13 protein-coding genes are annotated in these 12,954 nt (G+C 70.3%); 11 read left to right on the forward strand and 2 right to left on the reverse strand.

Going from position 1 to position 12,954, the window contains the following annotated elements:
* From ribD to VFE82_RS13625, 10 genes are all read left to right on the forward strand, one after another.
* Positions 1 to 1,107 (forward strand): bifunctional diaminohydroxyphosphoribosylaminopyrimidine deaminase/5-amino-6-(5-phosphoribosylamino)uracil reductase RibD, encoded by a 1,107-nt coding sequence (ribD, locus tag VFE82_RS13580; protein ID WP_325000850.1) that lies wholly within the window; start codon positions 1 to 3, stop codon positions 1,105 to 1,107.
* A 111-nt stretch (positions 1,108 to 1,218) separates the two neighbouring features.
* Positions 1,219 to 1,860, forward strand: coding sequence for a riboflavin synthase (locus VFE82_RS13585; RefSeq protein WP_325000851.1), 642 nt, complete (start codon positions 1,219 to 1,221; stop codon positions 1,858 to 1,860).
* Positions 1,857 to 2,984: a bifunctional 3,4-dihydroxy-2-butanone-4-phosphate synthase/GTP cyclohydrolase II gene (gene ribBA, locus VFE82_RS13590; RefSeq protein ID WP_325000852.1), complete on the forward strand. Its 1,128-nt coding sequence runs from the start codon at positions 1,857 to 1,859 to the stop codon at positions 2,982 to 2,984. Before VFE82_RS13585 ends, ribBA begins: the two co-directional genes overlap by 4 nt.
* A 7-nt stretch (positions 2,985 to 2,991) precedes the next feature.
* Positions 2,992 to 3,456, forward strand: coding sequence for a 6,7-dimethyl-8-ribityllumazine synthase (ribH, locus tag VFE82_RS13595; RefSeq protein ID WP_325000853.1), 465 nt, complete (start codon positions 2,992 to 2,994; stop codon positions 3,454 to 3,456).
* Positions 3,453 to 3,971 (forward strand): transcription antitermination factor NusB, encoded by a 519-nt coding sequence (nusB, locus tag VFE82_RS13600; RefSeq protein ID WP_325000854.1) that lies wholly within the window; start codon positions 3,453 to 3,455, stop codon positions 3,969 to 3,971. Before ribH ends, nusB begins: the two co-directional genes overlap by 4 nt.
* A gap of 58 nt (positions 3,972 to 4,029) precedes the next feature.
* Positions 4,030 to 5,214: a pyridoxal phosphate-dependent aminotransferase gene (locus VFE82_RS13605; protein WP_325000855.1), complete on the forward strand. Its 1,185-nt coding sequence runs from the start codon at positions 4,030 to 4,032 to the stop codon at positions 5,212 to 5,214.
* Between the two features lie 8 nt (positions 5,215 to 5,222).
* Complete coding sequence (ybgC, locus tag VFE82_RS13610; protein ID WP_325000856.1) at positions 5,223 to 5,624, forward strand: tol-pal system-associated acyl-CoA thioesterase; 402 nt, start codon at positions 5,223 to 5,225, stop codon at positions 5,622 to 5,624.
* Entirely contained in the window at positions 5,621 to 6,325 is a 705-nt protein-coding gene (tolQ, locus tag VFE82_RS13615) for a protein TolQ (protein WP_325000857.1), read from the forward strand. Before ybgC ends, tolQ begins: the two co-directional genes overlap by 4 nt.
* Position 6,326: 1 nt before the next feature.
* Positions 6,327 to 6,752 carry an ExbD/TolR family protein gene (locus VFE82_RS13620; protein WP_325000858.1) on the forward strand — a complete coding sequence of 142 codons (426 nt, stop codon included), beginning with the start codon at positions 6,327 to 6,329 and terminating at the stop codon, positions 6,750 to 6,752.
* Between the two features lie 4 nt (positions 6,753 to 6,756).
* Entirely contained in the window at positions 6,757 to 7,653 is an 897-nt protein-coding gene (locus VFE82_RS13625) for a cell envelope integrity protein TolA (protein ID WP_325000859.1), read from the forward strand.
* A 40-nt stretch (positions 7,654 to 7,693) separates the two neighbouring features.
* On the opposite strand, the gene dnaE is transcribed toward VFE82_RS13625, so the two are convergent.
* Entirely contained in the window at positions 7,694 to 11,152 is a 3,459-nt protein-coding gene (gene dnaE / locus VFE82_RS13630; protein ID WP_325000860.1) for a DNA polymerase III subunit alpha, read from the reverse strand.
* A 49-nt stretch (positions 11,153 to 11,201) separates the two neighbouring features.
* Here dnaE and VFE82_RS13635 point away from each other — a divergent pair, with 49 nt between their 5' ends.
* Complete coding sequence (locus VFE82_RS13635; protein WP_325000861.1) at positions 11,202 to 11,936, forward strand: sulfurtransferase; 735 nt, start codon at positions 11,202 to 11,204, stop codon at positions 11,934 to 11,936.
* Between the two features lie 122 nt (positions 11,937 to 12,058).
* On the opposite strand, the gene VFE82_RS13640 is transcribed toward VFE82_RS13635, so the two are convergent.
* Positions 12,059 to 12,952, reverse strand: coding sequence for a pirin family protein (locus tag VFE82_RS13640; protein ID WP_325000862.1), 894 nt, complete (start codon positions 12,950 to 12,952; stop codon positions 12,059 to 12,061).
* Positions 12,953 to 12,954: the final 2 nt, after the last annotated feature.

The raw sequence follows: 12,954 nt of genomic DNA on the forward strand, positions 1-12,954 counted from the left end.
ATGAACGCCGACCCGACCTTCGTCCAGCAGGCCCTGGCCCTCGCGCGCCAGGCGGTCGGGCTGTCGGAGCCGAATCCCCGCGTCGGCTGCGTGCTGGTCGGCCGCGATGGCCAGCTGCTCGGGCAAGGCCACACCCAGCAGGCGGGCGGACCACATGCCGAGATCATGGCGCTGAGCGATGCCGCCGCGCTGGGCCACGACGTGCGCGGCGCCACCGCCTACGTCACGCTGGAGCCCTGCTCGCACCAGGGCCGCACGGGGCCGTGCTGCGACGCGCTGGTGGCCGCCGGCATCGCCCGCGTGGTCGCCAGCAGCCAGGATCCCAACCCGCTGGTCGGCGGCCGCGGCTTCGAACGCATGCGCGCCGCCGGGATCGAGGTCGAGGTGGGGCCCGGCGAAGCCGAGACGCGCGCGCTGAACATCGGCTTCTTCAGCCGCATGCTGCGCGGCACGCCCTGGGTGCGGCTGAAGATCGCTGCCTCGCTGGACGGCAAGACGGCATTGGACGACGGCCGCAGCCAATGGATCACCGGCGAGGCCGCGCGCGCCGACGGCCACGCCTGGCGGGCCCGCGCCACGGCCGTCCTCACCGGCATCGGCACCGTGCTGCAGGACGACCCGCGCCTGGACGTGCGGCTGGCGCCGGCCGCCCGCCAGCCGATCCTGGTGCTGGTGGACAGCCGGCTGGAGCTGCCGGCCGACGCCCGCCTGTTCCTGCCCGGGCGGCGCCTGTGGATCTATTGCGCGGCGCCCGATTCACCGCGTCGCGTCGAGCTCGAGGCGCGCGGCGCCGAGGTCATCGCCCTGCCCGGCCCGGGCGGCAAGGTCGACCTGGCGGCCATGCTGCGCGACCTGGCCCGGCGCGAGGTGAACGAGCTCCACGTCGAGGCCGGCTTCAAGCTCAATGGCTCGCTCGTCCGCGAGGGCCTGGTGGACGAGTTCCTGGTCTACCTGGCGCCCAAGCTGCTGGGCCAGGGCCAGGGCATGGCCAGCTTCGGCCCGCTCGCCGCACTGGCCGACGCCCTGCCGCTGGAGTTCGAGACGCTGGACCGGGTCGGCCCGGACCTGCGTCTGGTCGCACGCGTGCAAGGCCGCAGCCGGTTCTAGCCGGGCCCCGCCCCCCATCGCCCTGCACCCGCCGTGGCAGCAAGCCCTGGTCGCGGCGGGCCTCCGGACCAGCCAGCGACCCTGCCCCGCGCGGCATGGGAAAATGCGAGGATGTTCACCGGAATCATCACCGGCGTGGGGCGGATCGCCGCCGTCCACGACCTCGGCAGCACCCGCCAGCACGGCAAGCGCATCACGGTCGAGGCTCCCGCCGGCTACCTGGGCGACGTGGGACTGGGGGACAGCATCGCGCTGAACGGCGCCTGCATGACGGTCACCAGCCTGGACCCCGGGCAGAACCGCTTCACCATCGACATCTCGGCCGAATCGCTGGACAAGACCAGCGGCCTGGCCGAAGTCGGCCCCATCAACCTCGAAAAGGCGCTGCGGGCGCACGACCGGCTGGGCGGCCACATCGTCGCCGGCCACGTCGACGGCATCGGGACCGTCACGCGGTTCGCGCCGGTCGGCGAAAGCCACGAGCTGCGCGTCCTGGCGCCTGCCTTCCTCGCGAAATACCTGGCCTACAAGGGCTCCGTCACCGTCAACGGCGTGAGCCTGACGGTCAATGCCGTGCACGACGCGGCGCAAGGCTGCGAATTGAGCATCAACCTGATCCCGCACACCGTGCAGAACACCGCCCTCCATGCCCTGCGCGAAGGCAGCCGTGTCAACCTCGAGATCGACCTGATCGCCCGCTACGTCGAGCGGATGCTCGGCGCCGGCGTCGCGCCCGGCAAGGTGGCCGCATGAGCGCGGTGCTCAACCCGGTGGGCATCTCCCCGGTCGAGGAGATCGTCGCCGACATGCGCGCCGGCCGCATGGTCATCCTGGTCGACGAGGAGGACCGCGAGAACGAAGGCGACCTGGTGCTCGCGGCCGACCACGTCACGCCGGAAGCCATCAATTTCATGGCCCGCTTCGGCCGCGGCCTGATCTGCCTGACGCTGACCCGCGAGCGCTGCGAGCGGCTGCGGCTGCCGCCGATGGTGGCCCGCAACGGCACGAAGATGGGCACGGCCTTCACCGTCTCGATCGAAGCCGCCGAAGGCGTGACCACCGGCATCTCGGCGGCCGACCGTGCGCGCACCGTGCAGGCCGCGGTGGCCCGCGAGGCCCGCGCCGAAGACCTGGTGCAGCCGGGCCACATCTTCCCGCTGCAGGCGGTCGACGGCGGCGTGCTGATGCGGGCCGGCCACACCGAAGCGGGCTGCGACCTCGCCGGCATGGCGGGCCTCACGCCCGCCGCCGTGATCTGCGAAGTCATGAAGGACGACGGCACGATGGCCCGCCTGCCCGACCTGCAGCGCTTCGCCGCCGAGCACGGGCTGAAGATCGGCACCATCGCCGACCTGATCGAGTACCGCAGCCGCCACGAGTCGCTGGTCCGCAAGGTCGGCTCGCGGGTGCTGCAGACGGCGTACGGCCGCTTCGAGGCGCACGCCTGGCAGGACAAGCCCAGCCAGGGCGTGCACCTCGCGCTGGTCGTGGGGCGCTGGGATCCGCAGGAGACCGTGCCGGTGCGCGTGCACGAGCCGCTCTCGGTGCTGGACGCGCTGGAGACCGAACGCTCGATGCACTCCTGGAGCCTGGATGCCAGCCTGCGCCACATCGCGCAGACCGGCAAGGGCGTGGCCGTGCTGCTCAACTGCGGCGAGTCGCCCGAGCAGCTGCTGGCCCAGTTCGAAGGCACGGCCCGTTCGGCCCAGGCGCCCGAGCGCGGGCGCATGGACCTGCGCACCTACGGCGTCGGCGCGCAGATCCTGCGCGAGTGCGGCGTGCACCGCATGACCCTGATGGGCACGCCGCGGCGTCTGCCCAGCATGGCAGGTTACGGCCTCGAGATCGCCGGCCACCTCGCCCCCACACCACGATAAGGACACCATGTTTGGCGCAGACAAAGGCAAGGCCGACCGGCTGGAAGGCAAGGGCCTGCACATCGGCATCGTTCAGGCACGTTTCAACGAGCCGATCACCAACGCGCTGGCGCAGGCCTGCAAGGGCGAACTGGCGCGGCTGGGCGTGAAGCCCGAGCACATCGACCACGTGTTCGTCCCCGGCGCGCTCGAGGTCCCCGTGGCCCTGCAGGCCATGGCCGAGAAGAGCCACTACGACGCGCTGGTGGCGCTGGGCTGCGTGATCCGCGGCGAGACCTACCACTTCGAGCTGGTGGCCAACGAATCGGCGGCCGGAGTCACCCGCGTGTCGCTCGACTACCGGGTGCCGATCGCCAACGTGATCCTCACCACCGAGAACATGGAGCAGGCGATCGCGCGCCAGACCGAGAAGGGCGTGGATGCCGCGCGCGTGGTGGTCGAGATGGCCAACCTGCTGGAAGCCATCGGATGACCGACGACGCCAAGTTCCCGCCGAAGGCCCCGGGCCGCACGGCCACTGGCGCCCGCAAGGCGTCCGTGAAGTCCAACCGCACGCGTGCCCGCGAATTCGCCCTTCAGGCGCTCTACCAGCACCTGGTCGGCCGCAACGACGCCCAGTCGATCGACCATTTCACCCGCGACCTCTCGGGTTTCCACAAGGCCGACTCGGCCCACTACGACGCCCTGCTGCACGGCTGCATCGAGCAGGCTGCCGAGCTGGACGCCCTCATCGTTCCGCTGCTCGACCGCAAGCTCGAGGAGATCTCGCCGATCGAGCACGCGGTGATGTGGATCGGCGCGTACGAGTTCCAGCACTGCGCCGACGTGCCGTGGCGGGTGGTGCTCAACGAATGCATCGAACTCGCCAAGGAGTTCGGCGGCACCGACGGCCACAAGTACGTCAACGCGGTGCTCAACGGGCTGGCGCCGAAGCTGCGCAGCGCCGAGGTCGAGGCGGACAAGGCCGCCGGGAAGGCGCGGCCGTGAGCAGCCGGTCGACCCGCGGCACCACGGCGTGCCGTCTCCCGGGCCAGAGGGACTGCTGATGCGCATCGCCACCCGCGCCCAGCGCATCGAGCCGTTCTACGTGATGGAGGTGGCCAAGGCCGCCTCCCGGCTGGCCCGCGAGGTGGCCGGCGGCGACCGGCCGATGGTGTTCCTGAACATCGGCGAGCCCGATTTCACCGCGCCGCCGCTGGTGCAGGCCGCCGCCGAACGTGCCGTGCGCGCCGGCAGCACGCAGTACACCCAGGCCACCGGCCTGGAGCCCCTGCGCGAGCGGATCAGCGGCTGGTACGCCCAGCGCTTCGGCCTGGACGTGCCGGCCCGCCGCATCGTGGTGACCGCGGGAGCTTCCGCTGCCCTGCAGCTGGCCTGCCTGGCACTGGTGGAGTCGGGTGACGAGATCCTGATGCCGGACCCGAGCTATCCGTGCAACCGGCATTTCGTCAGCGCAGCCGAGGGCACCGCGGTCCTGGTGCCCACCACGGCCGCCGAACGCTTCCAGCTCTCCGCCGCGGCGGTGGAGGCGAACTGGGGGCCGCGCACCCGCGGCGTTCTGCTAGCGTCTCCCTCCAATCCCACGGGGACCTCGATCGAGCCGGACGAACTGCGCCGCATCCACGAGGTGGTGCGCGCCCGTGACGGCGTGACGCTGGTCGACGAGATCTACCTCGGGCTGTCGCACGAGTCGCGCTTCGGCCAGTCCGCGCTCGCGCTGGACGACCAGGTCGTGAGCGTCAACAGCTTCTCCAAGTACTTCAACATGACAGGCTGGCGGCTGGGCTGGCTGGTCGTGCCCGATGCGCTGGTGCCGGTGATCGAGCGGCTGGCGCAGAACCTGTTCATCTGCCCGAGCACGGTGGCGCAGCATGCGGCCCTGGCCTGCTTCGAGCCCGAGAGCATCGCCGAGTACGAGCGGCGCCGGGCCGAGTTCAAGGCGCGCCGCGACTGGTTCATCCCGGCACTGGAGTCGGTCGGCCTGTCCGTGCCGGTGGTGCCGGACGGGGCGTTCTACGCCTGGGCCGACTGCACCGGCTGGTGCGAGCGCCTCGGCCTGCCGGGCAGCTGGGAGCTGGCCTTCGAGATCATGCAGCGTGCGCACGTGGCCGTGACGCCGGGCCGCGATTTCGGCAGCGCCGACACCCGCCGCTTCATCCGCCTGTCCACCGCCAGCAGCATGGAGCAGCTGCAGGAAGCCGCGCGCCGCCTGCGCGCGATGGCGCCCTGAAAGCCCCGATGGCGTACCAGCACCGGGTCCGCATCTACTGGGAAGACACCGATGCCGGCGGCATCGTCTTCTATGCCAACTACCTGAAGTTCTTCGAACGCGCCCGCACCGAGTGGCTGCGTTCCCTCGGCGTGGGGCAGCACCGGCTGCGCGAGCAGACCGGCGGCATGTTCGTCGTGTCGGCCACCGAAGTGCGGTATCTGCGGCCGGCGCGCCTGGACGACGAACTTCTGGTGACGGCACAGCTCCAAGCCGCAGGGGGCGCGTCGCTGACCATTTCGCAGTCCGCGCTGCTTCAACCCGCAGGCACCGTCCTGGCCGAAGGCACCATCCGCATCGGCTGGGTCGACGCCCTGACGCTGCGGCCTGCGAGAATCCCCGCCATGATCCTGGAAGCTGTGAACCGATGAACCAAGACCTGTCGATCGTGCAACTGGTGCTGGGCGCCAGCTGGGTGGTGCAGGCCGTCATGCTGTTGCTGGTGGCCGTGTCCATCGCCAGCTGGGCGGCCATCTTCGGCAAGCTGTTCGCGCTCAAGCGCGTGAAGGGCCTGAACGAGAACTTCGAACGCGAATTCTGGTCGGGCACCAGCCTGAACGAGCTATTCGCGGCCGCCAGCCAGAACGCCAAGCTGGCCGGCCCCATGGAACGGATCTTCGCCAGCGGCATGCGCGAGTACCAGAAACTGCGCGAGCGGCGCGTGCAGGATGCCGGCACGCTGCTCGACGGCGCGCGCCGCGCGATGCGCGCGAGCTACCAGCGCGAGGTGGATGCCGTGGAGACGCATCTGTCGTTTTTGGCTTCGGTCGGTTCGGTCTCGCCCTACGTCGGCCTGTTCGGCACCGTCTGGGGCATCATGCATGCCTTCACCGGGCTGGCCAGCCTGCAGCAGGTGACGCTTGCCACCGTGGCGCCCGGCATCGCCGAGGCACTGGTGGCCACCGCCATCGGCCTGTTCGCCGCGATTCCGGCGGTGGTCGCCTACAACCGCTTCGCCCGCGACATCGACCGCGTGGCGATCCGGCTGGAGACCTTCATCGAAGAGTTCTCCAACATCCTGCAACGCAACGTGAGCGCCACCGCCGCCGGGGCGCCCTCCTCGAGGCTCTGACGTGCCCAGCGTCGCCGCCCGCGGCCGCGGCCGCCGAACGATCAACGAGATCAACATGGTCCCGTTCATCGACGTCATGCTGGTGCTGCTGATCATCTTCATGGTCACCGCGCCCCTGATCACGCCCAGCCTGATCGACCTGCCCAGCGTGGGCAAGGCCAACCGCCAGCCCGACCAGAAGATCGAGGTGGTGATCGCCAAGGACGAGAGCCTGGAGATGCGCAACGGCACCGAGGCCTCGAAGCTGGCCCTGCCCGCCCTGGCCGCGGCCATCACCCGAGCCCAGGCCGGGCGCCCGGCCGGGTCCACCGCCGTCGTCATCAGCGCCGACCGGGCGGTCAAGTACGAGACCGTCGTGCGCGTGATGGACACGTTGCAGCGGGCCGGCGTGCAGCGCGTCGGCCTGTCGGTGCAGCTCGCCCGCTGACGCGATGCACGCCGCCGCCGAACGTCCGGAGTTCCAGCCGCCGCCCGAGCCCGGGCTGACGCGCTCGCTGGCCTTCGCGCTGCTGGCGCACCTGCTGCTGGTGCTCGCCCTGAGCGTCGGCGTCCAGTGGAAGCGGGACGACACCGCCATCGCCGTGGAGGCCGAGCTGTGGTCGCCCACGGTGCAGCAGGCCGCTCCGAAGGCGGTCGAGGCGCCGCCACCGCCTCCACCGCCGCCTCCGGCGCAGGAAAAGCCGGTCCCGCCGCCACCGCCGCCCACCCGCAACGACGCCGACATCGCGCTGGAGCGCGAGAAGCAGCGCCTCGCGCAGGAGAAGGAGCGGCAGGAAGAGGCGGCCCGGCAGAAGGCCGCCGAACGGCGCCGCGCCGAGGAAGCGAAGAAGCAGGAGCTGGCCCGCCAGAAGGCCGAAGAGGCGAAGAAGCAGGAGCTGGCCAGGCAGAAGACCGAGGAGCTGCGCAAGCGCGACGAGCAGGCCAAGGCCAAGGCACGCCAGCAGCAGGAGGACGAACGGATGGCGAAGATGCGCGAGGAGAACCTCAAGCGCATCCAGGGCCTGGCCGGCGCCACGGGCGGCCCGTCGGCCACCGGCACGGCCACGCGTTCCTCCGGCCCGTCCGACAGCTACGCCGGCCGCATCCGTGCCCGCGTCAAGCCCAACATCGTGTTCACCGAGGACGTGCGCGGCAACCCGACGGCCGAGGTCGAGGTGCGCATGGCGCCCGATGGCACCATCGTCGGCAAGCGCATCGCCAAGTCCAGCGGCAGCCCCACCTGGGACGACGCCGTGCTGCGCGCCTTGGACCGCACGGAGGTCCTGCCGCGCGATGTCGACGGCCGCGTGCACACCCCCATCCTGCTGGTGTTCCGGCCCAAGGACTGAGCCGGCGGCTGCGCGTCCGCCTGCGCGGACGCGCCCTTGCCTACTCGTACACGATCTGCGCCAGCCCCTGGTCGGCCTGCGCCATCCAGCTGGCCAGCGCCGCGTCGCTGGGGAAGAACCGCGCATCCTCGCCCAGCTGCAGCTCGGCGACCGCCTGCTCGCGCTTGAGCGACAGGCGCACCGGCAGCCCCCGCACGACGTCACCCTGCTCGGTCTGCTCGCGCCGCGCCGGGAACTCGCGCACCAGGCGCTGGATGTCGGGCGCCTTGCCGTTGACCGCCACCCGCAGGAACTTGCCGAAGCGGCAGCGCGCCGTGGCCAGGTCCCAGGCCTGCTGCACCGACAACCGGAATCCGCCCGTGAAGCGATCGGGCTGCAGCTTGGCCTGCACGATCACCAGCTCGTCGTCCTTGAGCAGATTGCGGTGGGCGTTGATCACGGCCTCGTCGGCCGTGGCCTCGATCATGCCGCTCTTGTCGTCGAGCTTGAACAGCGCCAGCTTGCCGCGCTGTCCGTTGATGACGCGGAAGTCGCTGACGATGCCGGCCAGCAGCTGCGGCTCGCGGTTGTCGATGAGATCGTCGATCCGGGTGCGCACGAAGCGCCGCACCTCGGTGGCGACCTCGTCGAACAGGTGGCCCGACAGGTAGAAGCCGACGGCCGTCTTCTCGTACGTGAGCCGCTCCTTCACGCCCCAGGGGGTCGCTTCCACCAGCGGCGGCTCCTGGGTGCTGGCCGCGTGCGAGTCGGCCATGTCGAACAGCCCGCCCTGGTTGGCGTTGGCCTCGGCCGCATTGGCGAACTCGAAGGCCCGGTCAATCGAGGCGACCAGCGACGCGCGATTGAGCTGGATCGAATCGAACGCCCCGGCCTTGATCAGGGCCTCGACCGTCCGCTTGTTGATGCGGGTGCGGTCGATGCGCACGCAGAAGTCGTAGAGGCTGGTGAAGGCCCCGCCTTCCTCCCGTGCCTTGATGATGGCTTCGATGGCCGACTGGCCCGTGCCCTTGACCGCGCCGAGGCCGTAGCGGATCACCTTGTCCGAGATAGGCTCGAAGCGGTAGACGCCGCGGTTGACGTCGGGCGGCTCGAACGTGAGCCCGAAATTCTTGATCGCGTCCTCGAACAGCACCTTCAGCTTGTCGGTGTTGTCCATTTCCACGGTCATGTTCGCGCAGAAGAACTCGGCCGTGTAGTGCACCTTCAGCCAGCCCGTGTGGTAGGCCAGCAGCGAGTACGCGGCGGCGTGCGACTTGTTGAAGCCGTAGCCCGCGAACTTTTCCATCAGGTCGAAGATCTCGTCGGCCTTCTCCTGGGAGATGCCGTTCTTGGCCGCACCGGCGCGGAAGATCTCGCGGTGCTGGGCCATCTCCTCGGCCTTCTTCTTGCCCATCGCACGGCGCAGCAGGTCGGCGCCGCCGAGCGTGTAGCCGCCCAGGATCTGCGCCGTCTGCATCACCTGCTCCTGGTAGACCATGATCCCGTAGGTCTCGGAGAGCATGTCCGCCACCAGCGGGTGCGGATACTCCACCGGCTCGCGGCCGTGCTTGCGCGCCACGAAGCTGGGGATCAGGTCCATCGGGCCGGGCCGGTACAGCGCGTTCAGCGCGATCAGGTCCTCCAGACGCGTCGGGCGGGCGTCGCGCAGCATGCCCTGCATGCCGCGGGATTCGAACTGGAACACGGCCTCGGTCTTGCCGTCGGCGAACAGGCGGTAGGTGGCCGCGTCGTCCAGCGGGATGTTCTCGTAGGCGAAGTCCTGGCGGTTCTGGTGGCGCTTGCGGATGAACTCGCGCGCGATCTCCAGGATGGTGAGCGTCGCCAGGCCCAGGAAGTCGAACTTCACCAGGCCGGCGGCTTCGACGTCGTCCTTGTCGTACTGGCTCACGGCGGAGTCGCTGCCCGGCTGCTGGTACAGCGGCGTGAAGTCGGTGAGCTTGCCCGGCGCGATCAGCACGCCACCGGCGTGCATGCCGACGTTGCGGGTCATGCCTTCGAGCTTCTGCGCGAAGTGCAGCAGGGTCTTGACCTCGTCCTCCTTGTCCAGGCGCTCGGCCAGGACCGGCTCGACCTTGATCGCCTCGGCGATCGTGATGTGCTGGCCCGGCTTGTTGGGGATCAGCTTGCTGATGCCGTCGCAGAAGGTGTAGCTCATGTCCAGCACCCGGCCCACGTCGCGGATGGCCGCGCGTGCCGCCATGGTGCCGAAGGTGGCGATCTGGCTCACCGCCTCGCGCCCGTACTTCTCCTTGACGTAGTCGATCACGCGGTCGCGGTTGCCCTGGCAGAAGTCGATGTCGAAGTCGGGCATCGACACCCGCTCGGGGTTGAGGAAGCGCTCGAACAGCAGGTTGTACTGCAGCGGGTCGAGGTCGGTGATCTTCAGCGCGTACGCCACCAGGGAGCCGGCGCCCGAGCCGCGGCCCGGGCCGACCGGGCAGCCGTTGTTCTTGGCCCAGTTGATGAAGTCGCCGACGATCAGGAAGTAGCCGGGAAAGCCCATCTTCAGGATGGTCCCGATCTCGAACTCCAGCCGGTCGACATAGCGCGGCATCTGCTTTTCGCGCTCGGCGGCGTCCGGGTACAGGTGCAGCATCCGCTCCTTCAGGCCCTCGTGCGAGGCGAACCGGAAGTACTCCTCGATCGGCATGCCGTTGGGCGTGGGGAAGTTGGGCAGACGCGGCTTGCCCAGCTCCAGCACCAGGTTGCACCGCTTGGCCACCTCCACCGTGTTCGCGACGGCCGAGGGCACGTCGGCGAACAGCGCCTCCATCTGCGCCGCAGGCTTGAAGTACTGCTCGCGGGTGAACTTGCGCACGCGCCGCTGGTTGCCCAGGATCTCGCCTTCGGAGATGCACACGCGCGCCTCGTGCGCCTCGTAGTCGTCGGGTTCGGTGAACTGCACTGGGTGGGTGGCGACCACCGGCAGGTTGAGGTTGGCCGCCAGCTGCACCGCGGCCGCGACGTGCTTCTCGTCGTCGGCGCGGCCGGCGCGCTGCAGCTCGATGTAGAACCGGTGCGGGAACAGCGAGGCCAGCTCCAGCGCCACCTGGCTGGCCCGGCTGGCGTCGCCCTGCAGCAGCGCCTGGCCGACCGGCCCCATGTGGGCGCCCGACAGAACGATCAGGCCCTCGCCCAGCTCGCGCAGCCACTCCAGGCGCGCGACCCCCTGGGCCCGCACGACGTTCTGCGTCCAGGCCCGCGCGAGGATCTCGCACAGGTTCAGGTAGCCCGCCCGGTTCTGCACCAGCACCACGATGCGCGAGAGCGTCCCGGGCTCCTTGCCAAGGCCCTGCAGCAGCAACTCCGAACCGACCAGCGGCTTGACCCCGGCGCCGCGCGCGGCCTTGTAGAACTTGATCGCGCCGAACAGGTTGTTCAGGTCGGTGATCGCCAGCGCCGGCTGCCCGTCGCGGGCCGCCGCCTTCACGACGTCGTCGATGCGGTTGGTGCCGTCGACGATGGAGAATTCGGTGTGCAGGCGAAGGTGGACGAACATGCGGTCGATTGTAGGAAAGGCCGGGCCGGGCCTTCCTTAAAATCCCGGGGTGAATGCCGTCCTGAACGTCTCCGGCTACAAGTTCGCGCAGCTGGACGATCCCCGTGGCCTGCGCGAGACGCTGCTGCCCGTCGCCCGCGATCTCGGCCTCAAGGGCACAGTGCTGCTCGCCCACGAAGGCATCAACCTGTTCCTGGCTGGCGACCCCGCGGCCGTCGACGCGCTGCTCGGCCTGCTGCGCCGCCAGCCCGGGCTGGGTGATCTGGAGGCCAAGCGCAGCTGGTCATCCAGCCAGCCGTTCCGCAAGCTGCTGGTCAAGGTCAAGCCGGAGATCATCCGCATGAACCATCCGGCGATCGCGCCGCAGAACGGGCGTGCGCCGGCGGTGGACGCGCGCACCGTCCGCCGCTGGCTGGACCAGGGGCACGACGACGAGGGACGGCCGGTGGTGACCCTGGACACGCGCAACGCGTTCGAAGTGGACCACGGCAGCTTCGAGGGCGCGATCGACTGGCGCCTGGGCAAGTTCAGCGATTTCCCCGCGGCCCTGCAGGCGCACCGCGCCGAGCTGGAAGGCAAGGCGGTGGTGAGCTTCTGCACCGGTGGCATCCGCTGCGAGAAGGCCGCGCTGGTGATGCGGGAAGCCGGCCTGGAACACGTGTGGCAGCTCGAAGGCGGCATCCTGAAGTACTTCGAGGAGACCGGCGGCGCGCACTTCCGTGGCAACTGCTTCGTGTTCGACGAACGGGAAGCCCTGGGACCGGACCTGGCGCCGTCCGCGTGATCGGGACGGTCTTCCACGCTGCGCCTGCGTGACGCGGCACCGACACGCCGGACCGGGGCGCACGGTGCGCGCCAGCGAGCAGTCGCCGCGCCCGCGCAATCCATCCGGCTCAGGACATCGGCTCAGGACATCGGTTCGGGCGGCGTGAACCGGGTCGGCGGCAGCGGGATGAACTCGCTCTCGCCGGGCACCCGGCCAAACCGTCCGGCCTCCCAGTCGGCGCTCGCCTGCAGGATGCGGTCCTGGCGGCTGGAGACGAAGTTCCAGTACATGAAGCGCGGCCCGACGGTCTCGCCACCGACGACCACGAGCCGCGCCGGCCCGGCGGCCTCGATGCGCGCCGCGGCGCCCGGTGCCAGCACCAGCATCTGTTGCGGCGGCATCGGCTCGCCATCCAGTGACAGGACCCCGGCGATCGGGTAGACCGCCAGCTCGGGCGCCAGCGGCGGCAGCCCGAACGCGCCCCCCTGCGGCAGCGCGATGTCGAGGTAGACGGTGGGCGAAGCAGGCTCGACAGGCGAGCGCACGCCGAAGGCCTCGCCCACCAGCACCCGCACCAGCGCACCGTCGGCGCGCACTTCCGGGATCGCCTGTGCGGGCGTGTGCACGAAGGAGGCGCCGATCTCCTCCTTCTCCGCGGGCAGCGCCACCCACAGCTGCAGGCCGTGGTTGACATACGGCTGCGTGCGCAGGTGGTCGGGCTTGCGCTCCGAATGGACGATGCCGCTGCCGGCCGTCATCCAGTTGATGGCGCCAGGCTCGATCAGCTGCTCGGTGCCCAGGCTGTCCCGGTGCATCATCGCGCCCTCGAACAGGTAGGTGACCGTCGCCAGGCCGATGTGCGGATGCGGACGCACGTCGTGGTTGGCCTGCGGCTCCTCGGTGACCGGCCCGAAGTGGTCGAAGAAGACGAACGGCCCGACGCTGCGCCGGCGCGCGGCCGGCAGGAGGCGGCGGACCCGGAAGCCGCCACCCAGGTCCTTCTCGTGTCCGGCGAGCTGCTGCGCGGCGGCCATGG

Source organism: Ramlibacter sp., from assembly GCF_035655895.1.
Classification (GTDB): Bacteria; Pseudomonadota; Gammaproteobacteria; order Burkholderiales; family Burkholderiaceae_C; genus Ramlibacter.

Bases quoted from the DNA above. Each gene is read 5' to 3' on its own strand.
- ribD (WP_325000850.1), top strand. From the start codon at position 1: ATGAACGCCGACCCGACCTTCGTCCAGCAGGCCCTGGCCCTCGCGCGC.
- VFE82_RS13585 (WP_325000851.1), top strand. From the start codon at position 1,219: ATGTTCACCGGAATCATCACCGGCGTGGGGCGGATCGCCGCCGTCCAC.
- ribBA (WP_325000852.1), top strand. From the start codon at position 1,857: ATGAGCGCGGTGCTCAACCCGGTGGGCATCTCCCCGGTCGAGGAGATC.
- ribH (WP_325000853.1), top strand. From the start codon at position 2,992: ATGTTTGGCGCAGACAAAGGCAAGGCCGACCGGCTGGAAGGCAAGGGC.
- nusB (WP_325000854.1), top strand. From the start codon at position 3,453: ATGACCGACGACGCCAAGTTCCCGCCGAAGGCCCCGGGCCGCACGGCC.
- VFE82_RS13605 (WP_325000855.1), top strand. From the start codon at position 4,030: ATGCGCATCGCCACCCGCGCCCAGCGCATCGAGCCGTTCTACGTGATG.
- ybgC (WP_325000856.1), top strand. From the start codon at position 5,223: ATGGCGTACCAGCACCGGGTCCGCATCTACTGGGAAGACACCGATGCC.
- tolQ (WP_325000857.1), top strand. From the start codon at position 5,621: ATGAACCAAGACCTGTCGATCGTGCAACTGGTGCTGGGCGCCAGCTGG.
- VFE82_RS13625 (WP_325000859.1), top strand. From the start codon at position 6,757: ATGCACGCCGCCGCCGAACGTCCGGAGTTCCAGCCGCCGCCCGAGCCC.
- dnaE (WP_325000860.1), bottom strand. From the start codon at position 11,152: ATGTTCGTCCACCTTCGCCTGCACACCGAATTCTCCATCGTCGACGGC.
- VFE82_RS13640 (WP_325000862.1), bottom strand. From the start codon at position 12,952: ATGGCCGCCGCGCAGCAGCTCGCCGGACACGAGAAGGACCTGGGTGGC.